This is a genomic window from Bradyrhizobium sp. 613_E4_N2_2, assembly GCF_052075995.1.
Taxonomy (GTDB): domain Bacteria; phylum Pseudomonadota; class Alphaproteobacteria; order Rhizobiales; family Xanthobacteraceae; genus Bradyrhizobium; species Bradyrhizobium barranii.
This window is the reverse complement of record NZ_CP197234.1, coordinates 6,307,685-6,331,747: the sequence shown is the minus strand read 5'-3', so window position 1 is coordinate 6,331,747 and position 24,063 is coordinate 6,307,685. Positions and strand designations below refer to the sequence as shown.

At 65.1% G+C, this 24,063-nt stretch carries 24 protein-coding genes; 14 read left to right on the top strand and 10 right to left on the bottom strand.

Features of this window, described 5'->3' with window-relative positions; all coding sequences use genetic code 11:
- Window positions 1-9 precede the first annotated feature (9 nt).
- From AB7290_RS30255 to AB7290_RS30210, 10 genes are all read left to right on the top strand, one after another.
- Window positions 10-852 carry an IclR family transcriptional regulator gene (locus AB7290_RS30255; RefSeq protein WP_063984517.1) on the top strand — a complete coding sequence of 281 codons (843 nt, stop codon included), beginning with the start codon at window positions 10-12 and terminating at the stop codon, window positions 850-852.
- Window positions 853-967: 115 nt separating this feature from the next.
- A complete protein-coding gene (locus AB7290_RS30250) occupies window positions 968-1,936 on the top strand; it encodes a Bug family tripartite tricarboxylate transporter substrate binding protein (protein WP_085400631.1) in 969 nt (322 codons plus the stop codon).
- Window positions 1,933-2,415 carry a tripartite tricarboxylate transporter TctB family protein gene (locus AB7290_RS30245; RefSeq protein ID WP_085400632.1) on the top strand — a complete coding sequence of 161 codons (483 nt, stop codon included), beginning with the start codon at window positions 1,933-1,935 and terminating at the stop codon, window positions 2,413-2,415. The genes AB7290_RS30250 and AB7290_RS30245 overlap by 4 nt, the downstream gene beginning before the upstream one ends.
- Window positions 2,415-3,914, top strand: coding sequence for a tripartite tricarboxylate transporter permease (locus AB7290_RS30240; protein ID WP_085400634.1), 1,500 nt, complete (start codon window positions 2,415-2,417; stop codon window positions 3,912-3,914). Before AB7290_RS30245 ends, AB7290_RS30240 begins: the two co-directional genes overlap by 1 nt.
- A gap of 54 nt (window positions 3,915-3,968) precedes the next feature.
- Window positions 3,969-4,769, top strand: a complete 801-nt coding sequence (locus tag AB7290_RS30235) for an NYN domain-containing protein (RefSeq protein ID WP_038931674.1) — start codon at window positions 3,969-3,971, stop codon at window positions 4,767-4,769.
- An 85-nt stretch (window positions 4,770-4,854) separates the two neighbouring features.
- On the top strand, window positions 4,855-6,657 hold the full coding sequence (locus tag AB7290_RS30230) for an adenine deaminase C-terminal domain-containing protein (protein ID WP_085400636.1): 1,803 nt from the start codon (window positions 4,855-4,857) through the stop codon (window positions 6,655-6,657).
- Window positions 6,658-6,809: 152 nt separating this feature from the next.
- Complete coding sequence (gene gcl / locus AB7290_RS30225) at window positions 6,810-8,600, top strand: glyoxylate carboligase (protein ID WP_085400638.1); 1,791 nt, start codon at window positions 6,810-6,812, stop codon at window positions 8,598-8,600.
- A gap of 13 nt (window positions 8,601-8,613) precedes the next feature.
- Entirely contained in the window at window positions 8,614-9,399 is a 786-nt protein-coding gene (hyi, locus tag AB7290_RS30220) for a hydroxypyruvate isomerase (protein WP_085400639.1), read from the top strand.
- 12 nt (window positions 9,400-9,411) lie between these two features.
- Window positions 9,412-10,299: a 2-hydroxy-3-oxopropionate reductase gene (locus tag AB7290_RS30215; RefSeq protein ID WP_085400641.1), complete on the top strand. Its 888-nt coding sequence runs from the start codon at window positions 9,412-9,414 to the stop codon at window positions 10,297-10,299.
- Between the two features lie 112 nt (window positions 10,300-10,411).
- Window positions 10,412-10,795: a DUF1236 domain-containing protein gene (locus tag AB7290_RS30210; RefSeq protein ID WP_014496647.1), complete on the top strand. Its 384-nt coding sequence runs from the start codon at window positions 10,412-10,414 to the stop codon at window positions 10,793-10,795.
- 60 nt (window positions 10,796-10,855) lie between these two features.
- Here AB7290_RS30210 and AB7290_RS30205 read toward each other — a convergent pair whose 3' ends face one another.
- The 3 genes from AB7290_RS30205 to AB7290_RS30195 all read right to left on the bottom strand — a co-directional run bounded on the left by AB7290_RS30205 (window position 10,856) and on the right by AB7290_RS30195 (window position 12,467).
- Complete coding sequence (locus tag AB7290_RS30205; RefSeq protein WP_085400642.1) at window positions 10,856-11,218, bottom strand: VanZ family protein; 363 nt, start codon at window positions 11,216-11,218, stop codon at window positions 10,856-10,858.
- Between the two features lie 77 nt (window positions 11,219-11,295).
- On the bottom strand, window positions 11,296-11,892 hold the full coding sequence (locus AB7290_RS30200) for a thiamine pyrophosphate-dependent enzyme (RefSeq protein WP_085400644.1): 597 nt from the start codon (window positions 11,890-11,892) through the stop codon (window positions 11,296-11,298).
- Window positions 11,893-11,900: 8 nt separating this feature from the next.
- Window positions 11,901-12,467 (bottom strand): thiamine pyrophosphate-binding protein, encoded by a 567-nt coding sequence (locus AB7290_RS30195; RefSeq protein ID WP_085400646.1) that lies wholly within the window; start codon window positions 12,465-12,467, stop codon window positions 11,901-11,903.
- A 244-nt stretch (window positions 12,468-12,711) separates the two neighbouring features.
- Here AB7290_RS30195 and AB7290_RS30190 point away from each other — a divergent pair, with 244 nt between their 5' ends.
- The 3 genes from AB7290_RS30190 to AB7290_RS30180 all read left to right on the top strand — a co-directional run bounded on the left by AB7290_RS30190 (window position 12,712) and on the right by AB7290_RS30180 (window position 14,680).
- The gene (locus AB7290_RS30190; protein WP_063984507.1) at window positions 12,712-13,761 is read left to right on the top strand and encodes a hydroxyacid dehydrogenase; all 1,050 of its coding nucleotides are present in this window, start codon (window positions 12,712-12,714) and stop codon (window positions 13,759-13,761) included.
- 116 nt (window positions 13,762-13,877) lie between these two features.
- On the top strand, window positions 13,878-14,327 hold the full coding sequence (locus AB7290_RS30185) for a flagellar basal body rod protein FlgC (protein WP_085400647.1): 450 nt from the start codon (window positions 13,878-13,880) through the stop codon (window positions 14,325-14,327).
- A 140-nt stretch (window positions 14,328-14,467) separates the two neighbouring features.
- Window positions 14,468-14,680, top strand: coding sequence for a hypothetical protein (locus tag AB7290_RS30180; protein ID WP_028150282.1), 213 nt, complete (start codon window positions 14,468-14,470; stop codon window positions 14,678-14,680).
- A 3-nt stretch (window positions 14,681-14,683) separates the two neighbouring features.
- Here the strand turns inward: AB7290_RS30180 and AB7290_RS30175 are convergent, their stop codons facing one another.
- The 6 genes from AB7290_RS30175 to AB7290_RS30150 all read right to left on the bottom strand — a co-directional run bounded on the left by AB7290_RS30175 (window position 14,684) and on the right by AB7290_RS30150 (window position 22,063).
- A complete protein-coding gene (locus AB7290_RS30175) occupies window positions 14,684-15,262 on the bottom strand; it encodes a GNAT family N-acetyltransferase (RefSeq protein ID WP_085400679.1) in 579 nt (192 codons plus the stop codon).
- Between the two features lie 6 nt (window positions 15,263-15,268).
- On the bottom strand, window positions 15,269-17,626 hold the full coding sequence (locus AB7290_RS30170) for an Orn/Lys/Arg decarboxylase N-terminal domain-containing protein (protein ID WP_085400649.1): 2,358 nt from the start codon (window positions 17,624-17,626) through the stop codon (window positions 15,269-15,271).
- A gap of 97 nt (window positions 17,627-17,723) precedes the next feature.
- On the bottom strand, window positions 17,724-19,928 hold the full coding sequence (locus AB7290_RS30165) for a xanthine dehydrogenase family protein molybdopterin-binding subunit (protein WP_085400651.1): 2,205 nt from the start codon (window positions 19,926-19,928) through the stop codon (window positions 17,724-17,726).
- Window positions 19,929-19,935: 7 nt separating this feature from the next.
- Window positions 19,936-20,952: an FAD binding domain-containing protein gene (locus AB7290_RS30160; RefSeq protein WP_085400652.1), complete on the bottom strand. Its 1,017-nt coding sequence runs from the start codon at window positions 20,950-20,952 to the stop codon at window positions 19,936-19,938.
- Window positions 20,949-21,440, bottom strand: coding sequence for a (2Fe-2S)-binding protein (locus AB7290_RS30155; protein WP_085400654.1), 492 nt, complete (start codon window positions 21,438-21,440; stop codon window positions 20,949-20,951). The genes AB7290_RS30160 and AB7290_RS30155 overlap by 4 nt, the downstream gene beginning before the upstream one ends.
- A gap of 143 nt (window positions 21,441-21,583) precedes the next feature.
- Window positions 21,584-22,063, bottom strand: coding sequence for an Lrp/AsnC family transcriptional regulator (locus AB7290_RS30150; RefSeq protein WP_028150288.1), 480 nt, complete (start codon window positions 22,061-22,063; stop codon window positions 21,584-21,586).
- Between the two features lie 141 nt (window positions 22,064-22,204).
- On the opposite strand from AB7290_RS30150, the gene ald reads away from it, so the two are divergent.
- Entirely contained in the window at window positions 22,205-23,320 is a 1,116-nt protein-coding gene (ald, locus tag AB7290_RS30145) for an alanine dehydrogenase (RefSeq protein WP_085400655.1), read from the top strand.
- Between the two features lie 3 nt (window positions 23,321-23,323).
- Here ald and AB7290_RS30140 read toward each other — a convergent pair whose 3' ends face one another.
- Entirely contained in the window at window positions 23,324-23,959 is a 636-nt protein-coding gene (locus AB7290_RS30140) for a 2-hydroxychromene-2-carboxylate isomerase (RefSeq protein WP_085400657.1), read from the bottom strand.
- Window positions 23,960-24,063: the final 104 nt, after the last annotated feature.

Here is a 24,063-nt window from a genome sequence, read left to right as displayed (position 1 = left end):
CAGGTCGCGATGAGCAAGAACGTGATCCGGCGCAAATCGCTCGAGCCTCGATCGCCATCGGAGGCCGACCACGACGCGCGCGATGGCGGCGTGCAGTCCGTCGACCGCGCGCTATCGATCCTCGAAACGCTGGCCGAAGACGACGAAGGCTATCGCCTCAGCGACCTCGCCGTGCGCACCGGCCTGTCGGCCTCGACCGTGCACCGCCTGCTGGCGACGCTGGAGAGCCGCCGCTTCGTGCAGTTCGACCGTGCCCAGTCCAAATGGCATGTCGGCGTGCGCAGCTTCACGGTCGGCGCGAGCTTTGCCCGGCGGCGTAATTTCTCCACGCAGGCGATTCCTTACTTGCGCAAGCTGCGCGATCTCACTCGCGAGACCGCCAATCTCGCTGTCGTCGACGACGAGTTCATCATCGTGCTGACCCGCATGGAGAGCCGCGAGATCATGCGCTCGCTGACCCAGGTCGGCGGCCGCGTCGCTATGGTGACGTCAGGCGTCGGCAAGGCAGTGCTCGCGACTTATTCGGACGAGGACGTCGGCGCGGTCATCCGCCATCACGGCATGCCCCGCCTGACCGAGAAGTCGATCGTGCGGCCGGGCGACCTGTTCAAGGAGCTCGAGAAGATACGCAAGCAGGGTTTTGCGCTCGACGATGAAGAAGCCTGTATGGGCCTGCGCTGTATTGCCGCAGTGGTCTATAACGACTGCGCCGAGCCGCTCGCGGCGATTTCCGTCTCGGGCATGACCAGCCGCCTGACCGACGACAGATTGCCGGAAATCGGCCAAATCGTGCGCGAAGTCGCCGGCGAGTTGACCGTCGCGCTCGGCGGGGTGATGCCGAAATCTGGCTAACAAGGAACCGGGCCTGTCGCTGGACAGCATCGGCCGTTTTGGCTGATATGCGACCAAACGACACAATGCGGCAACCGATCAACGACGTCCGCACGAGCCCTGGAGAATGCCCCCCATGTTCAAATTTCCCGCGCGCCTTGTCGGCGCAGCCGTCGCGCTGACCCTTGCGGCAGCTGCGCCCGCTTTCGCCCAGCAGCTCGAGCTCAAGCTGATGGCGCCGGCGGCCCCGGGCGGTGGCTGGGACCAGACCGCGCGCTCGATGCAGCAGGCGCTGGTCGCTTCGGGCGTCGCGCGCAGCGTGCAGGTCGTCAACGTTCCCGGCGCCGGCGGCAGCGTCGGCATCGCGCAGTTCGTCAACGGCGCCAAGGGCGACGGCAACCAGTTGATGGTCAACGGCTTCGTCATGGTGGGTGCGCTCGCCATGAACAAATCGCCTGTCACGCTCGAGCAGGTGACGCCGATCGCGCGCCTCACCGAGGAAATCCAGGTGATCGTGGTGCCGGCGAATTCGCCGATCAAGACCGCGCAGGATCTCGCCGCCGCGGTGAAAGCCGACATCGCCAAGGTGACCTTCGCCGGCGGCTCGGCCGGCGGCGTCGACCACGTCATGGCCGCGTTGTTCGCGGGCGCCGTCGGCGCCGACGCGAAGAAGATCAACTACATCCCGTTCTCCGGCGGCGGCGAATCGCTGGCGGCAATCCTCGGCGGCAAGGTCACCGCGGGCATTTCGGGGCTGAGCGAATATGAAGGGCAGATCAAATCCGGCAAACTGCGCGCGATCGGCGTGACCTCGGAGAAGCGCATCGCCGGCAGCGACATCCCGACCTTTAGGGAGCAAGGCATCGACCTCGTGATCGCCAACTGGCGTTCGGTGGTCGCGCCTCCCGGCATCACGCCGGAGCAGCGCAAGACGCTGAGCAATGCGGTCGAGAAGATGGTGAAGTCGGACGCCTGGAAGGAGATCCTCAAGCAGAAGGGCTGGGAGGATGCCTATCTCGGCGGCGACGCCTTCGTCGACTTCCTGAAGAAGGAAACCGTGCGCGTCACCGACGTGCTGAAATCGGTCGGCCTGGTCAAGTCATGACCTCAGGCGATCCCGCCCAGCCGCGGCGCGTCGATCGCGCCGGCATCGTCATCGCTGTATTGCTCGCAGGTCTCGCCGCGGTGCTGGTCTGGGACGCGCGCGGGCTACAATCCACTTCGATGTACGGGATGGGACCGGAGGCAATGCCGGTCGTGGTCGCCACCGGCCTTGCGCTGCTCGCGATCGGCAATTTCATCGACGCGCTGCGCGGCAATCTGCCGGCGCGCGAGAGCGCCGATCCCGTGCCTGTGGTTCTGATCCTCGTTGGCCTTGCGCTCCTCATTGCCATCATCGGCTTCGGCGGCGGCTTCATCCTGGCGACGTCGGCGCTGTTCGTGACGACGTCGGCAGCTTTCGGGCGCCGTGCCATCCTCGTCGACAGCATCATCGCCCTCGTGATGTCGACTCTCATCTATCTCGCGTTCGACCGGCTGCTGACGCTGAGCCTTCCGACCGGCCCGCTGGAGCGACTGCTGTGATGGACACTTTTGCGGCGCTGGCCCACGGCATGGCGGTCGCCGTCCAGCCGATGAACCTGCTTTACGCGCTGATCGGCGTGTTTCTTGGCACGGCAGTGGGCGTGCTGCCGGGCATCGGCCCGGCGCTGACGGTCGCGCTGCTGCTGCCGGTGACCTACAAGCTCGACCCCGGCGGCTCGCTGATCATGTTCGCGGGCATCTATTACGGCGGCATGTATGGCGGATCGACCACGGCGATCCTGATCAACACGCCCGGCGAGAGTGCCTCGATGGCGACTGCGCTCGAAGGCAACAAGATGGCCAAGGCCGGCCGCGGCGGGCCGGCGCTTGCGACCTCCGCGATCGGCTCCTTCGTCGCCGGCACCATCGCCACCATCGGCCTTGCGTTTCTCGCGCCGTGGCTGGTCGATTTCGCCGTGCGCTTTGGCCCCGAGGATTACTTCGCGCTGATGTGCGTCGCCTTCGTCACGGTGTCGGCAACCTTCGGCGATTCCCCGGTCCGCGGCCTGACCAGCCTCTTCATCGGCCTGACGCTGGGCCTCGTCGGCATCGACAAGCTGACGGGTCAGGCGCGGCTTGCGTTCGGCGTCCCCGAGCTGCTCGACGGCGTCGAGGTGACCACACTTGCTGTCGGCCTGTTTGCGGTGGGCGAGGCGCTCTACGTCGCATCGCGCCGCCACCACACTGAGGAAAAGCTCGAGCCGGTGCGGGGCTCGCTGTGGATGACGAAAGAAGACTGGAAGCGTTCGTGGAAGCCGTGGCTGCGCGGCACCATGTTCGGCTTCCCGATCGGTGCGCTGCCCGCTGGCGGCGCGGAGATCCCGACCTTCCTGTCCTATTCCACTGAGAAGCGGCTGACAAAACATCCGGAAGAATTCGGCAAGGGCGCGATCGAAGGCGTCGCGGGACCGGAGGCCGCCAACAACGCCTCCGCCGCCGGCACGCTGGTGCCGCTGCTGACGCTGGGATTGCCGACCTCGGCGACGGCCGCGATGATGCTGGCGGGGTTCCAGCAGTACGGCCTCAACCCGGGGCCGCTGCTGTTTGCCGAGCGGCCTGACCTTGTCTGGGGCCTGATCGCCAGTCTCTTCATCGCCAATTGCATGTTGCTGGTGCTCAATCTGCCGCTGGTCGGCCTGTGGGTGCGGCTGCTCGCGATCCCGCAGCCCTGGCTCTATGCCGGCATTCTCGTGTTCGCGACCATGGGCACCATCGCCGCAAAGCCGTCGGTGGTCGAATTGTCGATGCTCGCCGGCTTCGGCGTGCTCGGTTTCCTGATGCGCCGGTTCGACTTTCCGATCGCGCCGGTCGTCGTCGGCCTGATCCTCGGTCCGATCGCCGAGAGCCAGCTGCGCCGCGCGCTCGCGATCAGCCTCGGCGATCCCATGACGCTGCTCCAGAGCCCGATCTCGGCGACGCTGCTCGGCATTGCGCTGGTTGCGCTGCTGGCCCCGTTCGTGCTGAAGGGGATGGGGCGCTTCAAGGCGAACGAGGACTAGCCGTCCCGGCGCGCGCGTCCTCTAATGCTGCGTCCAGCTCGTTGAGGAAACGCCATGCCGTCGGAACTTCGCTCGCCCCGTCTCGCCGTCCTGATCGATGCCGACAACGCCTCTGCGAAGATCGCGGATGGGCTGTTCGAGGAGATTGCCAAGATCGGCGAGGCCAGCGTCCGCCGCATCTATGGCGACTTCTCCAATGCACGGTCCAGGGGCTGGGCCGACATTCTGTCGAAGCACGCCATCATCCCGCAGCAGCAATTCGCCTATACGACGGGAAAGAATGCCTCCGACATAACCCTGGTGATCGACGCCATGGACCTGCTTCACAGCGGCCGGTTCGACGGCTTCTGCCTGGTCTCCTCCGACAGCGACTTTACCCGTCTGGCCGCCCGCATCCGCGAGCAGGGCGTCGACGTGTTCGGGTTCGGCGAGCAGAAGACGCCGGAGAGCTTCAGGCAGGCCTGCCGAAGGTTCGTCTACACCGAGAACCTGGTCTCCGTCCCGGCGACCACCCAGGATGCCGCCTCAAGATCGACGTCGCTTCAGCCGCCCGATGCCGCCACGCCCATCATCAAGAAGGTCATCACCCAGATGGAGAGCGAGGACGGCTGGGTCGCGCTCGGCGAAGTCGGCCGGCAGCTCGCCAATCTGGCCTCCGATTTCGATCCGAGAACGTTCGGGTTCCGCAAGCTGAGTGACCTCGTACGCAAGACGAATTCGTTCGAGATCGATGAGCCAAAGGGCCGGTCGATGCGAATTCGGGTCAAGCCCGCTGCTGCAGCACCGCCGAGAAGGCGGAACCCGCGCAGGCCCGCAAGGGCGGGGGCGACGGGCAGTTCGGCGCCTAAGGCGTAAGCAGGGCCTGCCGTTATATTTGCGCTTGCCCGCTATAGCGCAGGGCGTAACCATCGCCGGGCCGTAACGCCACGCGAGGGTCCCGATGACCAGACTTAGCCGCTTCGCCGTCGCACCGCTGCATTCGATGACCCGGCGTCTGGCCGATGTCGCCTCCGCGCGCGTCGCACCGGATCTCGTGGTCACGGGTGCCCGGGTGCTTTCGACCTATTCGGAACGTATCCATCCCGGTCGGGAGGTCTGGATCACCGGTGGCCGCGTCGCAGCGGTGAAACCGGCCGGGGCGGCGAAGAAGGTCTGGGGCGGGGTGCCGCTTTACGACGCCGCCGGCGGCATCATCGCGCCGGGGCTGGTCGATCCGCACATCCACATCGAATCCTCCATGGTGACGGCCTGCGCCTATGCCGAGGCTGCGCTCCTCAACGGCACCACCACGATCTTCTGCGACAGCCACGAGATCGGCAACGTCATGGATGTCGCCGGTGTCGAGGCGATGCTGGAGGACGCGCGCGAGGCGCCGCTCTCGATCTTTTTGACGGTGCCGAGCACGGTGCCGGCCACGTCGGCGGAACTGGAGACCGCGGGCGGCGACCTCACGCCAGACAAGATCGCCGGCCTGTTCGACCGCTGGCCCGAAGCGGTCGCGCTCGGCGAGAAGATGGATTTCGTGCCTGTCACGATGGGCGACGAGCGCAGCCATGCCATTCTTGCCGCTGCCTTGAAGCGGGGGCGGCCGGTGTCCGGACACGTTTACGGCCGTGAATTCGTCGCGGCCTATGCGGCGTCCGGTGTCACCGACACCCATGAGGCGATCGATCGCGATATCGCCGACGATCTGCTCGACGCCGGCGTCTGGGTGTTCCTGCGCGGCGGTCCGCCGACCACGCCCTGGCATTCGCTGCCGCAGGCGATCCGCACCATCACCGAACTCGGGGCGTCGCACAAACGTACGGCCGTGTGCACCGACGACCGTGATGCCGACGATCTTCTGCTGTTCGGTCTCGACTGGGTGGTGCGCGAGGCCGTAAAGGCCGGCATGTCGCCCGAACAGGCCTGGTCGATGGGCTCGCTGCATGGCGCCATACGCTTCGGCATGGAGGGCGATATCGGCGGGCTCGGCGGCGGCCGCCGCGCCGATCTCGTGCTGATGGACGATCAGCTCAAGCCGCAATGCACCTGGTATGGCGGCGAGCTGGTGGTCGAGCATGGCAAGATTACGCCGCGGCTCGATCAGGCGCTGTCGCAGCGCTATCAATATCCGAAGGCGGCCTATGCGACGGTGAAGCTGCCGGAGAAGGTCAAGCTGACGCCGGAATTGCCGGCGAAGGCGTGTACCGTCAACGCTATCAAGACCGCGTTGCCGGGCATTACGCTGATTCATGAGAAGGTCGCGATCGAGCCGGCCAAGGATTGGCCGTCGCTGTTTGAGCGCTACGGCCTGTGCTTCGTCACGGTGGTCGAGCGCCACGGCAAGTCGGCCGGCAATGTGGCTTACGGCCTGCTGAAGGATTTCGGCCTGAAGCGCGGGGCGGTCGCCTCCAGCGTCGGGCACGACAGCCACAACATCATCGTCGCCGGCACCAACGAGGGCGACATGCAGGCGGCGATATCGGCCATCAAGGCGGAGCAGGGCGGCGTTTGCGTCGTCGCCGACGGCAAGGTGAGGGCGCTGGTTCCGCTGCCGATCGCAGGCCTGCTCTCCGACAAACGGGTCACCGAGGTCGCCGAAGCGGTCAAGGTACTGAAGAAGGAATGGGCCGAAGCCGGCTGCACCATCCCCTACATGGGCTTCAATTTGATTCCGCTGTCGGTCATTCCGGAAATTCGTATCACCGACAAGGGCCTCGTGCTGGTGCCGCAGATGGAGCTCGCGCCACTGTTCGAGTGAGCGGCTTTCACGCCGATGTCGATCTAACCGCTTGAGACCGCCGCGGTTTTTCCACGGCTGCCGCATCGTGGAAAATAAAATCGATCTCGTTGAGATCGCATCTTGCACGCCCGATGATCGCGCTCGCTGACGCAACTCAAGCGAGGTCCGATATGGCGAAGATGCGAGCCGTCGATGCTGCCGTGCGAATTCTGGAGAAGGAAGGCATCTCGACTGCCTTCGGCGTTCCCGGGGCCGCGATCAATCCGCTGTACTCGGCGCTGAAGAAGCGCGGGTCGATCCGCCACATTCTCGCGCGCCATGTCGAGGGCGCCTCGCATATGGCCGAGGGCTATACGCGGGCGAAGGCCGGCAATATCGGCGTCTGCATCGGCACGTCGGGGCCGGCCGGCACCGACATGATCACCGGGCTCTATTCGGCGATCGCCGATTCCATTCCGATCCTCTGCATCACCGGGCAGGCGCCGCGCGCACGGCTCTACAAGGAAGATTTTCAGGCCGTCGACATCGAGTCGATCGCAAAGCCCGTCACCAAATGGGCTGTGACCGTGCGCGAGCCGGCGCTGGTGCCGCGTGTGTTCAGCCAGGCCTTTCACATCATGCGCTCGGGCCGGCCGGGTCCGGTGCTGATCGACATGCCGCTCGACGTGCAGCTCGCCGAGATCGAGTTCGACGACGAGACCTATGAGCCGCTGTCAGTCTACAAGCCCACCGCGACGCGCAAGCAGGTCGAGAAGGCGCTGGAGATGCTCAACGCCGCCGAGCGGCCGCTGATCGTCGCCGGTGGCGGTATCATCAACGCCGACGCCTCGGACCTGCTGGTGGAATTCGCCGAGATCGCCAACGTGCCGGTCGTGCCGACGCTGATGGCGTGGGGTGCGATCCCCGACGACCACGTGCTGATGGCCGGCATGGTCGGCCTGCAGACCAGCCACCGCTATGGCAATGTGACCATGCTGGAATCCGACTTCGTGCTCGGCATCGGCAACCGCTGGGCCAACCGTCACACCGGCTCGGTCGAGACCTACACCAAGGGTCGCACCTTCGTGCATGTCGACATCGAGCCGACCCAGATCGGGCGCGTGTTCAATCCGGATCTCGGCATCGTCTCGGACGCCAAGGCCGCGCTCGAGCTCTTCGTCACCGTCGCCAGGGAGTGGCGCCGGTCAGGCAGGCTCCGCGAGCGCCAGGCGTGGGCCGCGGCCTGCCGCGATCGCAAGAAGACGATGCTGCGCAAGAGCCATTTCGACAACGTCCCGATCAAGCCGCAGCGCGTCTATGAGGAGATGAACAAGGCCTTCGGCCGCGACACCACCTATGTCACCGTGATCGGCTTGTCGCAGATCGCCGGCGCGCAGTTCCTGGGCGTCTACAAGCCGCGCAACTGGATCAATGCCGGGCAAGCCGGCCCGCTCGGCTGGACGCTGCCTGCCGCGCTCGGAGTGCGTGCGGCATGCCCGGATCGCGAGATCGTCGCGCTGTCCGGCGATTACGACTTCCAGTTCCTGATCGAGGAGCTCGCGGTCGGCGCGCAGTTCAATCTGCCCTACATCCACGTCGTCGTGAACAATTCCTATCTCGGCCTGATCCGCCAGGCCCAGCGCGGCTTCGACATGGATTACCACGTCCAGCTCTCCTTCGAGAACGTCAACGCACCGGAGCTCGGTGGCTACGGCGTCGACCATGTCGCGGTCGCCGAAGGCCTGGGCTGCAAGGCGATCCGCGTCACCGATCCCAAGGATACGCAGGCGGCGTTTGCGACCGCGCGTGAATTGATGGCGAAGCACCGCGTGCCCGTCGTGGTCGAGTTCATTCTCGAACGCGTCACCAACATCGCGATGGGCACGGAGATCGACAACATCGTCGAGTTCGAGGAGGTGCTGGATCTGCCGCTCGACGAGGTCTCGACCGCGCGGCCCGGCGTGCTTCAGCCGGCGGAATAGGGGGAACAGCATCATGCCGAAATTTGCCGCCAACCTCACCATGCTCTTCAACGAGATGCCGTTCATCGACCGTTTCGCCGCGGCGAAAGCGGCGGGCTTCTCCGGGGTCGAGTATCTCTTCCCGTATGATTTCGACAAGGCGTTGCTGCGCGAGCAGCTCGAAGCTCACGGGCTGACGCAGGTGCTGCACAATCTTCCAGCGGGCAACTGGGCGGCGGGCGAGCGCGGCATCGCGATCCTGCCCGATCGCGTCAGTGAATTTCGCGACGGCGTGTTCCGTGCCATCGACTATGCCAAGGCGCTCGATTGCGAGCAGCTCAATTGCCTCGTCGGCATCGCGCCTGCCGATGCCGACCCGCGCGAGCTCAACGAAACGCTGGTCGGCAATCTTCGCTTTGCCGCCTCGACGCTGGCGCGCGAGAACATCAAGCTCCTGGTCGAGCCGATCAACACGCTCGACATTCCCGGCTTCTACCTCAACGGCACCGAGCAGGCGGTTCAGCTGATCTCCGAGGTGCGGTCGAACAATCTGTTCATCCAGTACGACATCTACCACATGCAGATCATGGAGGGCGATCTCGCCCGGACCATGCAGGAATATCTCCCGCAGATCGCCCATATCCAGCTCGCCGACAATCCCGGTCGCCATGAGCCCGGCACCGGTGAGATCAACTACCCCTTCCTGTTCCGCCACCTCGACGCGATCGGCTATCGCGGCTGGATCGGCTGCGAATACAAGCCGCGCACCACGACGCTGGAAGGCCTGTCCTGGCACGCCGCGCAGACATTTGAGACCTGAGGAAACGTAGACATGATCGATATCGGCTTCATCGGACTTGGCACCATGGGACGGCCGATGGCCGGCCACCTTCTGGCCGCAGGCCATCGCGTGCTCCTACATGACGTCGCGCCGGTCGCGCCTGAGCTGATTTCCGCGGGTGGCATCGCCTGCAAGTCAGCCAAGGAGGTCGCGGAGGAGGCGGATGCCGTCATCATCATGGTGCCTGATACCCCGCATGTGGAGGCGGTGCTGTTCGGTAAGGACGGCGTTGCTAACGGGATCTCCAAGGGCAAGATCGTCGTCGACATGAGCTCGATCTCGCCGCTGGCGACCAAAGAATTCGCGAAGAAGATCGAGGCGCTAGGCGCGGACTATCTCGACGCGCCGGTGTCGGGCGGCGAGGTCGGGGCCAAGGCCGCGACCCTCACCATCATGGTCGGCGGGCCGGAGCGGGCCTTTGGCACCATGAAGCCGATCTTCGACAAGATGGGCAAGAACGTCACGCATGTCGGCGCCAATGGCGATGGTCAGACGACGAAGGTGGCCAACCAGATCATCGTCGCACTGACGATCGAGGCGGTGAGCGAAGCGCTGCTGTTCGCATCCAAGGCGGGGGCCAATCCCGCTCTCGTGCGCAAGGCGCTGATGGGCGGTTTTGCATCGTCGCGGATTCTCGAAGTGCATGGCGAGCGCATGGTGAAGCGCAATTTCGAGCCGGGCTTCCGCATCGAGCTGCACCAGAAGGACCTCAACCTCGCGCTCGAAGGTGCGCGCGCGCTCGGCCTGTCGTTGCCGAGCACGGCATTGGCGCAGCAATTGTTCTCGTCCTGCGCCGCGCATGGCGGCAAGGCCTGGGATCATTCCGCGATGGTGCGGGCACTGGAACTGATGGCGGGACACGAGATCGCCGCAGCGTAAGTGTTACGCGGTAACACTCTCCAGATCTGGTCTGTCTTTCGTCGTGCGGGAACCGGAACAATGGTCCGCCCCCGCGGTTGAAGGCGCAGAACAATCACTGGAGAGTGTGGACATGAAGACCCGTCTTGCGATTTCGCTGGCTGCCGTGTCGCTGCTGGCGTCGAGTGCAGCCTTTGCCCAGTCGACGACCGAACAGGGCGCCAGGGACGGCGCACGTGCGGGTGGCGACATCGGCGGACCGATCGGCGCGATGGTCGGCGGCACCGTCGGTGCGGCCGTCGGCGCGGGCCTCGAAATTCCGAATGCCGTGCTCGGCGGAATCCCGCGCGACGATTCCGTCGTGATCCACGAGCGCGTCGTCGTCGGCGAGCCGCTGCCCCCGACCGTGGTGCTGCGCCCCGTGCCGAACTATACCGAGTATCGCTACGCGGTCGTGAACGATCGCCGCGTCATCGTCGAACCGCGCACGCGCCGCGTCGTCAAGATCATCGACTGATCGGTCAGAGCGTGAAGGCTTTGAAGAGCCGGGCCCCGCGGAGCGTCACTCCGCGGGGCCCTAGTTCGTCAGGGCCGAATTGGCGCGGAGGCGTGCCATGATCCAATCGGCGACGGCGGCGAGCGCAAAGCCGATACAGGCGGTGCCGGCATCGACCAGAAAATCGTCCAGCCGTGCATGCCGTCCCGGTGCCCAGAACTGCATCAGCTCGAGCACGCCGATCAGGACCACCGCGATGGCGGCGATGGCCCAGCGGCGATTCCGGTAGGCGAGGCCGAAGGCCAGTCCCACCAGGATGAAGGCGAGGGCGTGCTCACCGTCCTGGCCGAGGTCGGAATGGGGCCGCAGGCCGGGCGGGCCGAGGGTTGCGAAAGTGACGGCGGCCGCGAGCAGCCAGGCAAAAAAGCGAATAAAAATGGGCATCCGGTGCCGATAGCACGGATTTGCAACGGCCTGTTGCGGGGCAGGGATCAGATCGCCGTGTAGTTAATGACGAAACGTTAAAGTGGCTCGCGTACGCCGAGGCCGTGCATGAAGCGTTCCCGGATCTGGACGGGATCCCTGCGGGTGGTACCCACGCCCGGCTTGTCGTCGATGCGGACCGCGATCAGGCTCGGCTCGGAGGCGGACATGGCCTCGTCGACCAGCCGCTCGAAATCCTCCTCGTCCGCGGCCCAGGCGCTGTTGGCAAGTCCCGAGCCTGTGGCTATGGCGACGATGTCGGCGACGCCAGCGGCCGGCGTCGGCTGCGCACCGGTGATCTGGTAGATGCCGTTGTCCATCACGATCATGATGAGGTTCTTCGGCTTCAACGCCGCAATCGTCGAGAGCGCGCCGAGCTGCATCAGCAGCGAGCCGTCGCCTTCGAGCGCGAAGACGCGGCGATCGGGCTGGGCCAGCGCGACGCCCAATGCGATCGGGAAAGCCAGCCCCATGCTGCCGAGCATGTAGAAGTTCTGCGGGCGATGGCCGGCGGCCCAGAGATCGAAATTGGTGTTGCCGATGCCGCCGACCACGGCTTCCTCGTGCTTGAGCTTTCCGATCAGGCGCGAGGTAACGTCGAAGCGGTTCATGACCTTGGTATTGCGCGTGTTCATCGCCGACCTCACTTGTCGAACGTCTTGCCGCCGGTGAGCAGCGGGTTGAGGATTAACGCCACCGGCGCTTGCGTGGTGACGGCCTGCTTGATCGAGCGGTCGGCGATGAATTCGAGTTCGTCGAGCCGGGTGATGGTGTGGTGCTCCAGCGCGAGCGAATCCAGCACCGGGCGCATGGTCCGGCAGACCAGCGATTGCCCGTAATTGAACTCGCCAAGCGTGCCGCGCTCGGAGACGAACATGATCAGCGGGATCTGGTAGGGCACCGCGAGCGAGGCCAGCACGTTGGCGAGCGTGGCGAAGCCGGAGGTCTGCATCAGCACCGCGCCGCGACGTCCGCCCATCCAGGCGCCGGAGACGATGCCGACGGCCTCCTCCTCGCGGGCGGTGGCAAAGGTGGTGAAGAAGGGGTCGGCGTGCAGGTTCTTGATCAGCGGCGTCAGCACGCGGTCGGGCACGTAAGGGATCAGGCTGATCTCGTTCCGCTTCAGGGTCTGCAGGACGATGCCGTGCCAGCTCCTGTCGCCGGCGCCTTGTGCCGCCTGGGGCGAGGTCTGCTGTTCCGCAAGCGCCATTGCGTTCTCCCTTGAGCCGCGCATGCTTCTTAGTTCTGGTCGTCGCGGCGGTCTGCCGAACTTGACGCAGGCAGCGGGATTGTCAACATGTCCGGGCCAGCACCGTGATCTGCGCCAGACGGCCTGTCGTGGCCGGCACCGCCATGTCATAAGCGGCGATAATGCAAAAACGGGAGGAACGCATGGACGGAGCGCGGGGTGCGCTGGCCTTGCGGGTCTCCTTGAGAGAGCCGGAAGGGTCCTGATGTCCGTCAACAGCAAGCGTGTCTTCTACGTCAAATACCTGGCCAATCCGATCTATATCGACATCCTGAAGGCGCGGTCCGACGTCCGGCTCGATCGCATCGAGAACGAGAGCCCGGAAGATTTCTATGCCCCGATCCTGAACGCGGCGCATGTTTACCAGATCGGAGCCGCCCGCGACGAACTTGCCCCGCATTTCCATGTCGATGCCGCCTTCCTGAAGCGCACGCCGAACCTGTTGCTGGTCTCCAGCAATGGCGCGGGCTTCGATCCCGTCGATGTCGAGGCCTGCACCGATGCGGGCGTGCTGGTCGTCAACCAGTCCGGTGGCAACGCGCATTCCGTCGCCGAGCATGCGCTGGCGATGATGCTGACGCTGTCCAAGCGCATCATCCAGTCCGACCGCAAGCTCCGCAGGGAGGCCAACGTCAACCGCAACGAGCTCGTCGGCAACGAGGTCGAGCACAAGACCGTGGGCATCATCGGCCTCGGCAATGTCGGCCGCCGCATTGCCGCGCTGTGCAAGGGCCTGCTCGGCATGACGGTGCTGGCCTATGACCCGTATTTGTCGGCCGAGGTGATGGCCGAGCGGGGCGGGGAGAAGGTCGAGCTCGACGAGCTGCTGCGCCGCGCCGATTTCGTCTCGATCTCCTGTCCGCTCGACAAGAAAAGCCGCAACATGATCAGCACGCGCGAATTCGCGCTGATGCAGCCGCACGCCTATTTCATCACCACGGCGCGCGGCTTCATCCACGACGAGGATGCGCTGCTCCAGGCGCTCCGCGACAAGCGCATTGCCGGTGCCGGCCTCGACGTCTGGTCGAAGGAGCCGCCGCCGCCCGAGCATCCGCTGCTCCAGTTCGACAACGTGCTGGCGAGCCCGCACACCGCAGGCGTGACGATCGAGGCGCGCCAGAACATGGGCCGCATCGCCGCCGAGCAGGTGCTGGACACGCTCGACGGCAAACGCCCGCCGCGCATCATCAATCCCGAGGTCTGGCCGCGCTACGCCGAGCGCTTCAAGCAGGCGTTCGGCGTGACGCCGGGGTAGGGGCGTGCGAAGCCTGATCGCGCTCCGATCGTTGGTTACGCGGATGAAAACAGAAAGCGGCGGATTTTACTGATGGCGTGAATGAACGCGTATCACTTGTCCTGTAGTTGAAGTCCATGAGCATATTTTCGATTGCGACATCCGGACTTTCCGCGGCGAGTTTGCGCGTGAACGTGGCCGCGAGCAACATCGCCAATGTCCGCACGACCGGCCCGCTACCCGCCTCAAGCGGATCGAGCACATCGGCCGGTGCGGGCAGCTCGAGCATTGGCCCGACATTTCCAGCGGCCTATGTGCCGTTGCGCATCGATCAGGTCTCCCAATCGAGCGGCTCGACGCCAGGCGGTACGGTCGCGACCGTGTCGACGGTTTCGCCGAGCTATACCGCACAATCCGACCCCGGCGCTGCCTTCGCAAACGAGGACGGCCTTGTCGCCGCGCCGAACGTCGATCTCGCCAGCGAGTTCGTTCAAATGGCGGCCGCCAAGTACAGCTTCATTGCCAATGCGCAGGTCATTCAAGCCTACGCCGAGACAGAACAGACCCTCCTCGATATCAAGACGTGATCGCTGACGGATTGTATCGACGCCTGCGTTGGCGGCGGGAACCGTCACCGATCTTGATCCGCGTCAAAATCTCCTTTCCCGGTTCAGGCTAAATGGGATTAAAGTGCCGCCGGGGCACGCTGGCGCAGGCAGGAGGTCCCATGTCAACTTATGTCGTCAGGTTCATGAAGGACGTGCTCGGCCAGTACGGCCGGCAGATCGAGGTTTGCCAGGGCACGCTCGAAATCGACGCCACCGACGAGGACGAAGCCAGGGAGCGGGCGAAGGCGAGGTTTTGCAAGGACCAGGCGTTGCATCACTGGTCGCTGCATGCCGACCGGATCCAGGTCAAGCCGGCTGACTTTCCCTCGTAAGGTTTAACGGCCCGGTGCCGTTAGCGTCGGCGGCGCGGTGATGCCCGCGCCGAGCGATCGCTGCACCATGACCGTGTCCGACCAGCGGCCGTGGCGATAGGCGACGCCGCAGAGCACGCCGGCGCGCGCGAAGCCGAACTTTTCGTGCAGCGCCAGCGAGGGCGCGTTGTCGGCATCGATATAGCCGATCATCTGGCGGAAGCCGGCCGCCGCGCACGCATCGATCATTCCCTGGAGCAGCAGCCGTCCGACGCCGCGACCGAGATGCTCGTGGTGGACGTAGATCGAGTGCTTGGCCGTGTAGCGGTAGGCCGGGCGCTTGCGGAACAGCACCGCATAGGCATAGCCGACCACCTCGCCGCGATAGGTCGCGACCAGATGCGGCAGGCGGGTCTGCTTCAGGTTCTTGCGGCGGTCGCGCAGATCGTCCGGTTCGGGCGCGCCGGTTCCCTCGACGTCGCGCGGCACGCCATTGCGGACGTGATGGCGGTAGATCGCCAGCATCGCCTCGACATCGCTCTCCCGTGAGGGGCGGACCAGAACCGGTTCGTCATCTGTACGCGCAATCGCTGTTTCGTTCATCGGCACCTACTCGGCAACGACGTAAGTATAGAGGCCGATGCGGCCCTGTGCATCGATCTCCTTGTAGACGCCCTGGATTTCCACATCGAACCCCGGGAACGTGTTGAAGCAGGTTTCGAACATTTTGAGATAATCCACCATGGGCTTGGCCCGCTCCGTCAGCCGCTCGCCGGGGACGATGGTGGCGATGCCGGGCGGGTAGACCACGAACGGCGTGGTGGCGATGCGGCCCGCGATCGCCTCGATCGGCAAATAGTCGACGTCGTTCTTGAACAGATAGCGCGCGGCATCGCGCGGCGACATCGCGATCTCGGGCATGTGCTCGGGCATGAACTGCCGGGCCTGGAGGGCGCTGACATCGGCGGCGCGGAAGAAGCGGTGCATGTCGCCGCAGAGATCGCGCAGCCGCACGCCGGCATAGCGCGCCTGCCGCCGCTGGTAGAATTCAGGGATGACGTCGGCCAGCAACGCGTTGTCGTCATGCAGCCTTTTGAATGCGACAAGCCCGGAGATCAGCGTGCCGGCCTTGCTCGCCTCGACGCCGGGAGTGAGCAGGAAGAGCAGGGAGTTGAGGTCGTTCTTCTCAGGGACGATGCGGTTTTCGCGCAGATACTGCGCGACCACGGGCGCGGGAATGCCGTGCTCGGCATAGGCGCCGGTGGTGCGATCGAAGCCGGGCGTCAGCAGCGTCAGCTTGTTCGGGTCGGTCATGGCAAAGCCCTCCGCGAGATCGGGAAAGCCGTGCCAGTTGGTATCTGGCGAGAGCTGCCACAGCGCCGGATTGGTGGCGAGCTCGTCGGTGGAGAGGGTCTCCCAGGCGACGTTGTGCGCGGCGCCGGGGCGGCTGACGTCGGGAATGGCGACGCGATCGGGCACGAAGGGCTCGAAGAACCAGCGGCGATCCGGATTTTGCTCCTTCTCCTCGAACTCCCGGCGCATGGCGCGGATCTTCTTGCGCAGCTCGATGCCGAGCCGGATCGTGTCGTCCCACAGCACCTCGCCCGAGCGGCCCTTCATCATCTGCGCGCCGACGTCGAGGGAGGCGAACAGCGGGTAGAACGGCGAGGTCGAGGCGTGCTGCATGAAGCTCTCGTTGAAGCGGCGGTGTTCGACGCGCCGCTTCTGGCCGCGGATATGGCGGTCCTTGATGTGGATCTGGGAGGCCTGTGAGAAGCTCGCGAGCTGCTTGTGGGTAGACTGCGTCGCGATGATGCCGGGTGCTTCGGGGGGAAGGTTCGCCAGCCCCATGGCGAAGCGGCCGGCATAGAGCGGGTGGAATTTCATGAAGCCGGCCCAGGCCTCGTCGAACAGGATGTATTCGCAGAGATGGCCGATGCGCTTCAGGATCATCTCGGCGCTGTGGATCGAGCCGTCATAGGTGCACTGCTCGACGACGGCGACGCGGAACGGCCGCGCCTTGCGCCAGGCGTCCTTGTCCGTCACCAGCGGATGGTTCCGGATCGCCTCGCGCAGGGCCTTTTCGTCGAGCATGTCCCAGCGCATCGGGCCGATCAGGCCCCAGGCATTGCGGATGGTCGGGACGTAGACCGGGACGCCGCCATTGATCATCAGCGCGCCGTGATGGGCGGCCTTGTGGTTGTTGCGGTCGAACAGCACGAGGTCGCCGTCGGTGACGAGGGCGCCGAGCGCGACCTTGTTCGAGGTCGAGGTGCCGTTGAGCACGAAATAGGTCTTCTCCGCGCCGAAAATCTGGGCAGCTTCCTTCTGCGCCCTCAGCGCGGGACCCTCGTGGGTGAGGAGGTCGCCGAGGTCGAGCACGGAATTGTCGAGGTCGTCGCGGAACACGGATTCGCCGAGATGCTCGACGAAGACCCGGCCGATCGGGCTGCGGTTGTAGAACACGCCGCCATTGTGACCCGGACAGGTCCAGAGCTGGTTGCCTTCCTCGGCATAATCGACCAGTGCGCCGAAGAACGGCGTCTTCAGCGTCTCGGCATATTGCTTGAGCCGGCTGATCAAATTCTTGGCGATGAAGGTCGGCGTCTCCTCGGACAGGAAGACATAGCCGTCGATGAAGTCGAGCACCTCGACCGGCAAATCCTCGAAGCGCTTGCGCCGGATCAGGAGGATGATCGGGAAGTCGAGGCCGCGGCGCCGCATCAGGTTGATCAGCGCCGAGGTCTTCCCCTCGAGGCCCTTCTTGCCCCAGTCCACCACCATGCAGCCGATCGCGGCGTCGGTCTGCACCGCGATCTCCGCGTCCTCCAACCTGCGGGCCCTCACGACCTCGAAGCCGGAGCGCTGGATCTCCTCGATAATCTGGTTGAAGCGGATGCCTTCCAGATCGTCGGCGTCGAACACAGGTGCGGCGAACAGGAAGTTGAAGCGCTTGAAATAATCCATGGTGTGTCCCGAATCTACAGAGACTGGCAGGTCTCTGCACTTTCGATGACAGTTCTATGACAATCGCCCGATCCAGCGGGGATCGTGTGACGGGCGATCAATCCAGCAACTTGTCCAGCGTGATCGGGAAGCGCCGGATGCGCTTGCCGGTGGCGTGATAGACTGCGTTCGCGATCGCCGCAGGTACGCCGACGATGCCGATTTCGCCAATGCCCTTGACGCCCAGCTTGTTGATCCGGTCGTCGGGTTCGTCGACGAAGATGACGTCGATGTCGTGAACGTCGGCATTCACGGGAATGTGGTACTCGGCGATGTTCGCGTTCATGATCCTGCCGAAGCGGTGATCCATCACCGTCTCCTCGTGCAGCGCCATTCCGATGCCCCAGACCACGCCGCCCATGATCTGGCTGCGGCCGGTCTTGGTATTGAGGATCCGTCCGGCTGCGACCGCGCTCACGACGCGCGTGACGCGGATGACGCCCAGGTCTTCGTCGACCTTGACCTCGGCGAAGACCGCCGAATGGGTGTTGCGCGCGTGCGACTTGTCCTCCGCGAAATGATTGAGCTTCTGCTTCTCGATCCGCTCGAGCTTGCCGTGACGCATCGCGTCCGCGATCGAGACGGCACGGGCCTTGTCGCCGGCCTTGGCGATCGTGCCGTCGACCAGGATCACATCGGGCGCATCGACGCCGCCGAGGGGCGAGGCGGGCATCGCCTTGGCGAGCCGTGCGAGCTCCTGGCGAATGTCTTCGGCCGCGCCCAGCACGGCGTGCGCGGCCGACGCCGCCATCCAGGAACCGCCTTCGACGGGGGCCTGCGGCAAGGTCGAATCGGCAAGCCTCACGTCGATATTCTCGATCGGCAGCCCGAGGGCGTCGGCGGCCACCTGGGCCACGATGGTGTAGGTGCCGGTGCCGATATCGGACGCGGCGCAGGATACCTCGGCATGGCCGTTCGACGTCAACACGATGCGGACGGCGACCGGCATCTGAAGCGCCTCCCATACCCCCGTCGCCATGCCCCAACCGACCAGGTCCTTGCCATCACGCATGGAGCGCGGAGCAGGATTGCGCCGGCTCCAGCCGAACGCTTCCGCGCCGCGGGCGTAGCATTCGCGCAGCTGCTTGCTGGTGTAGGGCAGGTCTTCACTCTGGTCGCGGTCCGAATAGCACTTCAATCGCAGCTCGATCGGGTCGAGCTTGAGCGCGACGGCCAGCTCGTCCATGGCGCATTCGAGCGCGCAGACGCCGGAGGCGGCGCCGGGCGCGCGCATGTCGCAGGGTGTGGAGACGTCGAGATCGACGAGCTTGTGGGAGAAGAGGCTGTTCGGGCTCTTGTACAGCTGTTCCGCCCAGCCGCTGTCATTGCGCGAAAAATCCTCGTAGCGCGAGGTCATAGCAGTGGCTTCGTGCGCGACGGCATCGAGCGTGCCGTCGGGCCTTGCGCCGAGCGCGACGCGCTCGATGGTCATCGGCCGATAGCCGAGCCCGTACATCTGCTGCCGTGTCAGGACGACACGAACGGATCGCTTGAGTTCGAGCGCGGCAAGCGTCGCCAGCACCACCTGGTATTGCGGCCGCAATCCGGAGCCGAAGGCACCGCCGACATAGGGCGAGACCACGCGGAGGTCATCGTGCTTCTTGTTGAACACACTGCATAGATATTTGTGGACGTTCTGGACACCTTGCGTCTTGTCATAGACGGTAAGCCTGCCGCTGCCGTCGCGGACCACCGTGGTCGCATAGAGCTCCATCGGGTTGTGGTGCTCGGTCGGCAGGACGTAATCCGCCTGGTGCCGCACAGCGGCCCCAGCCAGCGCTGCGGCGGCGTTGCCGCGCGGCTTGTGCGGCCGATCCACTTTGCCGGCTTTGCCATGTTCGGATTCGAGGTCGGTCGCAAATGCCTCCCGGTCGTATTCAACGCGCACGCGGGTCGCGGCGAATTTGGCGGTTTCCCAGTCATCCGCCACGACGAGCGCGATCGGCTGGCCGTTGAACCAGATCCTGTCGTCATAGAGCGGGCGGAAAGGCGAGCCCTTCTCCGGCGCCACCTCGTCCTTCCAGGCATCGTCATTGTCGGCGAGGGGCGGACGATGCGCATGCGTAAGCACGTCGACCACGCCCTTCACTTGCAGCGCGTCGCTGGCGTCGAGGCGAGCGATACGTCCGCGCGGAATCGTGGCCTCGACGACGAAGCCATGGAGGAGGCCGTCTGCCGGGAATTCGCCGGCATATTTGGCGGCTCCGGTGACCTTGGCGCGGCCATCGACGCGGGACGTTGGCGTTCCGACATAGGCGTTCATCGGTCCCTCACGCGATTTTCTTGTGAGCCTGTGATTGTGGCGTGGCGATCGCGGCCTGTATCAGCGTACGCACGATGGTGCGGCGTGCGAGCTCGATCTTGAAGCGGTTATGTGCGCGCGCCGTTGCCCCGTGCAGCAGCAGATCGGCCGCGCGCGAGAAGTGGTCCGGCGTCGCTGCCTGGCCGCGCAACGCCGCTTCGGCCTCAAGGCTGCGCCAGGGCTTGTGAGCCACGCCGCCGAGCGCCAGGCGGGCTTCGCTGATCGCGTTGCCATCCAGTTCGAGCGCGGCCGCGACCGAGACCAAAGCAAAAGCATAGGACAGCCGGTCGCGGATTTTCAGATAGCTGTAGTTACGGGCAAAGCCATGCTTGGGAAGTTCGACGGCCGCGATGATCTCGCCGATGCCGAGATTTGTATCGACATGAGGTTTGTCCTCCGGGAGTCGATGGAAATCGGCCAATGCGATCGTGCGCTGGCCGGAGGGACCTGCGACGTGCACGAGCGCACCGAGCGCGGCAAGTGCGACGCTCATGTCGGACGGGTTGGTCGCGATGCAGGACGCGCTCGTGCCGAGGATTGCGTGGTTGCGGTTGAGGCCGTCGATTGCCGAGCAGCCGCTGCCGGGCTCTCGCTTGTTGCAGGGCGTCGCCGTGTCATAAAAGTAGGCGCAGCGCGTGCGCTGCATCAGGTTGCCGCCAACGGAGGCCATATTGCGCAATTGCGCGGAAGCGCCGGCGAGGATGGCGCCGGCGAGCAGGGGGTAGCGCTGCTCGACAAGCGGATGGTAGGCGAGGTCCGAATTCGGTACCAAGGCGCCGATGCGCAGCCCTCCGTCGGACGTCTCCTCGATGTCGCGGAGCGGCAGGCGGGAGATGTCGATCAGCCGGGAGGGCCGCTCGACATTTTCCTTCATCAGGTCGATCAGATTGGTCCCGCCGGCAATCAGCTTGGCGTCGGGATCGGCGGCCAGCAGGCGGATCGCATCGGCGACGTCGGTGGCGCGGGAATATTGGAAGTTGTTCATGGCCGGCCCATTGCCTGCTGGATCGCGGCGACGATGTTCGGATAGGCGCCGCAGCGGCAGAGATTTCCGCTCATCAGCTCTCTGATCTCGTCGGCATCCCGGGCGCGGCCTTCGGCCAAAAGGCCCGCCGCCGAGCAAATCTGTCCCGGCGTGCAATAGCCGCACTGAAAGGCGTCGTGGTCGATGAACGCCTGTTGCACGGGATGAAGCGTTCCGTCCTTGGCAAGCCCTTCGATCGTCGTGATCTCGGCGCCGTCCTTCATGACGGCGAGCGTCAGGCAGGAATTGACGCGCCGTCCGTCGATCAGCACGGTGCAGGCGCCGCACTGGCCGTGATCGCAGCCTTTCTTGGTGCCGGTCAGCGCAAGATGGTCACGCAGGGCATCCAGAAGCGTGGTCCAGGGCACGAGATCGAGCGTGTGGCCGACGCCATTGACGACGATATGAACTGGAATGCGTTCGGGAATCTCGTGCGTGACATCGCTCATGTCCTGCTCCCTGCGACGGCGACTGAGCCGAGACGTCAGCCGAGCTGACGCGGAGGCACCGTTGCCTCCGCTTGCCAATGGCCTCCAACTTACAATCGGCCGCTTGGTTCCCTGCCGGGAATTATGGCGCCCGCGACACAGTGTCAGCGCTTGGCTTCGCCGAAGACCACCGTCGGCACCGCGCGGTTGACGATCTCGCGCAGCGCGAAGCTCGATTGGACCCGCGCCACGCGCGGCAGGCGCGACAACTCGGTACGGTGGATGCGCTCGAAATCCTGGATGTCGCGGGCGAGCACGATCAGGATGTAGTCGTCGGTGCCCGACATCAGGAAGCAGCGCACGACGGACGGACATTTCACCACCTCGGCCTCGAACGCCTTCAGCGCCTCGTCGCTCTGGCTCTCCAGCGCAATGCGCACCAGCACGGTCGTGGTGAGGCCGAACTGCGCCAAATCAAGCGCGGCTTGGTATGCCTGGATGTAGCCGTCGTCCTCCAGCGCCTTCTGCCGCCGCGCCAGCGCCGTGCTTGATAGCCCGACCTTGGTGGCGAGCTCGGTGTGGCTGGCCCGCGCATTGGTGGTGAGTTCCGCGAGGATGGCGAGATCTTTCCGGTCGAGGGCCAAGGTTTCGTTTCCAGCGTGAAAGGGCGTTTGCACGCCGGAAACCGGCGCGGGGAGGTCGAAGCTAGCGGATATTTGCACGAAACCAAACTGGCCCGATCGCTACGATGGCGGGGTGAATCAGGACGTTGGAAGGAGCCCAAAATGCGCGTCGGTGTGCCCAAGGAGATCAAGGTGCAGGAATATCGCGTCGGGCTCACCCCGGGCGCGGTCCGCGAATATGTCGCGGCCGGGCACCAGGTGACGGTCGAGACCGGCGCCGGCAGCGGCATCGGCGCGTCCGACGAGGTGTACCAGCGGGCAGGGGCCGCGATCGCGGAGAACGCCCGCGACATCTTCGCCAGCTCCGACATGATCGTGAAGGTGAAGGAGCCACAGAAAAGCGAATGGGCTCAGCTTCGCGAAAGCCAGATCCTCTTTACCTACCTCCATCTCGCGCCGGATCCCGAACAGGCCAAGGGTCTGCTCGCTTCCGGTTGCACTGCGGTCGCCTATGAGACCGTCACCGACGCGGCCGGTCACCTCCCCCTGCTTGCGCCGATGAGCGAAGTCGCCGGCCGCCTCGCCGTCGAAGCCGCCGGCGCCGCGCTCAAGCGATCGGCCGGCGGCCGCGGGGTGCTGCTCGGCGGTGTGCCCGGCGTGCAGCCGGCGCGCGTCGTCGTGCTCGGCGGCGGCGTGGTGGGAACGCAGGCCGCGCGCATGGCGGCGGGCCTCGGTGCGGAAGTCACTGTGATCGACCGCTCGATTCCCCGTCTACGCGAGCTGGACGATGTGTTTCTCGGGCGCGTGCGCACCCGCTTCTCGACCATCGAAGCGGTCGAGGACGAGGTGTTCGCCGCCGACGTCGTGATCGGGGCGGTGCTGGTGCCGGGCGCCAGCGCTCCAAAGCTCGTCACGCGCGCGATGCTCAAGTCGATGCGGCCGGGCGCCGTGCTGGTCGACGTCGCGATCGACCAGGGCGGCTGCTTCGAGACATCGCATCCGACCACGCACGCCGATCCGACCTATCAGGTCGACGGCATCGTGCATTATTGCGTCGCCAACATGCCGGGCGCGGTGCCGGTGACGTCGAGCCAGGGGCTGAACAACGCAACGCTGCCATTCGGCCTGATGCTCGCCAACAAGGGCTTTGCTGCAGTCCTGGAAAATCCGCATTTGCGCAACGGACTGAACGTGCATCGTGGCCGCATAACCAACAAGGCGGTTGCCGAGAGCCTCGGGCTGGAATTTGCTCCGGTCGAGAGCGGCCTCGCCGCTTGACGGCTACACTGATTTGCGGTGGCGGCTGTCGAGCGCGGCCTCGATCGTTTCCGGACGCTCGATCCGTTCGATCAGCATGTCGATGCGATCACCGCCCCAGAACAGCTCGCCGTTGAACACCATGGTCGGCACGCCGAACACGCCGAGTGCTTCGGCTTCGTCGATGATGCGGTCGTGCTCGGTGCGGGCAGGGCCGTTGACGTAGGCTTCGAACTCGCTCGCCGAGCCGCCGCACGCGGTGATGACGTCCGTGATTGCGGCGAGATCGTCGATCTCGAGCTCATGGCTCCAGAATTTGCGGAACACCGTGTCGTGATAAGGGCGGAAGAAGCCGTGCCGCTGTGCGAACAGCATTCCAACGCTGGAATAGAAGGCGTCGTAGATCCGACGCGGCCCCTTCATGACGAGCCCTTGCGCATTGGCATAGCGCCGCGCGTCCATATAGGCGTAACGCACCTTGCGCCAGAAATGCGGCGTGCGCTCCTCGACCGTCCCCATGAATTCGGCGACGCGCAGCGTATAGGGCAGCCATTCGAGCTCGACGCCGTGCGCCTCCTCGAGCGAAAATAGCCGCTTGTTGGCCACGAACGCGTAAGGGCTCTTGTAGTCGGTGTAGACGCGGACAAGCGGCTTGGGCATTGGCGGCTTCCCTCGGCGTACGGCGCTCCCGGTTGTGCGGGAGATTAACCCGCGAATTCCGTCATTGCGAGCGCAGCGAAGCAATCCAGAGTATCTCCGCGGAA

Excerpts from the sequence above, each read along its gene's own strand:
- AB7290_RS30255 (WP_063984517.1), top strand. The coding sequence starts at position 10 with ATGAGCAAGAACGTGATCCGGCGCAAATCGCTCGAGCCTCGATCGCCA.
- AB7290_RS30250 (WP_085400631.1), top strand. The coding sequence starts at position 968 with ATGTTCAAATTTCCCGCGCGCCTTGTCGGCGCAGCCGTCGCGCTGACC.
- AB7290_RS30245 (WP_085400632.1), top strand. The coding sequence starts at position 1,933 with ATGACCTCAGGCGATCCCGCCCAGCCGCGGCGCGTCGATCGCGCCGGC.
- AB7290_RS30240 (WP_085400634.1), top strand. The coding sequence starts at position 2,415 with ATGGACACTTTTGCGGCGCTGGCCCACGGCATGGCGGTCGCCGTCCAG.
- AB7290_RS30235 (WP_038931674.1), top strand. The coding sequence starts at position 3,969 with ATGCCGTCGGAACTTCGCTCGCCCCGTCTCGCCGTCCTGATCGATGCC.
- AB7290_RS30230 (WP_085400636.1), top strand. The coding sequence starts at position 4,855 with ATGACCAGACTTAGCCGCTTCGCCGTCGCACCGCTGCATTCGATGACC.
- gcl (WP_085400638.1), top strand. The coding sequence starts at position 6,810 with ATGGCGAAGATGCGAGCCGTCGATGCTGCCGTGCGAATTCTGGAGAAG.
- hyi (WP_085400639.1), top strand. The coding sequence starts at position 8,614 with ATGCCGAAATTTGCCGCCAACCTCACCATGCTCTTCAACGAGATGCCG.
- AB7290_RS30215 (WP_085400641.1), top strand. The coding sequence starts at position 9,412 with ATGATCGATATCGGCTTCATCGGACTTGGCACCATGGGACGGCCGATG.
- AB7290_RS30210 (WP_014496647.1), top strand. The coding sequence starts at position 10,412 with ATGAAGACCCGTCTTGCGATTTCGCTGGCTGCCGTGTCGCTGCTGGCG.
- AB7290_RS30205 (WP_085400642.1), bottom strand. The coding sequence starts at position 11,218 with ATGCCCATTTTTATTCGCTTTTTTGCCTGGCTGCTCGCGGCCGCCGTC.
- AB7290_RS30200 (WP_085400644.1), bottom strand. The coding sequence starts at position 11,892 with ATGAACACGCGCAATACCAAGGTCATGAACCGCTTCGACGTTACCTCG.
- AB7290_RS30195 (WP_085400646.1), bottom strand. The coding sequence starts at position 12,467 with ATGGCGCTTGCGGAACAGCAGACCTCGCCCCAGGCGGCACAAGGCGCC.
- AB7290_RS30190 (WP_063984507.1), top strand. The coding sequence starts at position 12,712 with ATGTCCGTCAACAGCAAGCGTGTCTTCTACGTCAAATACCTGGCCAAT.
- AB7290_RS30185 (WP_085400647.1), top strand. The coding sequence starts at position 13,878 with ATGAGCATATTTTCGATTGCGACATCCGGACTTTCCGCGGCGAGTTTG.
- AB7290_RS30180 (WP_028150282.1), top strand. The coding sequence starts at position 14,468 with ATGTCAACTTATGTCGTCAGGTTCATGAAGGACGTGCTCGGCCAGTAC.
- AB7290_RS30175 (WP_085400679.1), bottom strand. The coding sequence starts at position 15,262 with ATGAACGAAACAGCGATTGCGCGTACAGATGACGAACCGGTTCTGGTC.
- AB7290_RS30170 (WP_085400649.1), bottom strand. The coding sequence starts at position 17,626 with ATGGATTATTTCAAGCGCTTCAACTTCCTGTTCGCCGCACCTGTGTTC.
- AB7290_RS30165 (WP_085400651.1), bottom strand. The coding sequence starts at position 19,928 with ATGAACGCCTATGTCGGAACGCCAACGTCCCGCGTCGATGGCCGCGCC.
- AB7290_RS30160 (WP_085400652.1), bottom strand. The coding sequence starts at position 20,952 with ATGAACAACTTCCAATATTCCCGCGCCACCGACGTCGCCGATGCGATC.
- AB7290_RS30155 (WP_085400654.1), bottom strand. The coding sequence starts at position 21,440 with ATGAGCGATGTCACGCACGAGATTCCCGAACGCATTCCAGTTCATATC.
- ald (WP_085400655.1), top strand. The coding sequence starts at position 22,205 with ATGCGCGTCGGTGTGCCCAAGGAGATCAAGGTGCAGGAATATCGCGTC.
- AB7290_RS30140 (WP_085400657.1), bottom strand. The coding sequence starts at position 23,959 with ATGCCCAAGCCGCTTGTCCGCGTCTACACCGACTACAAGAGCCCTTAC.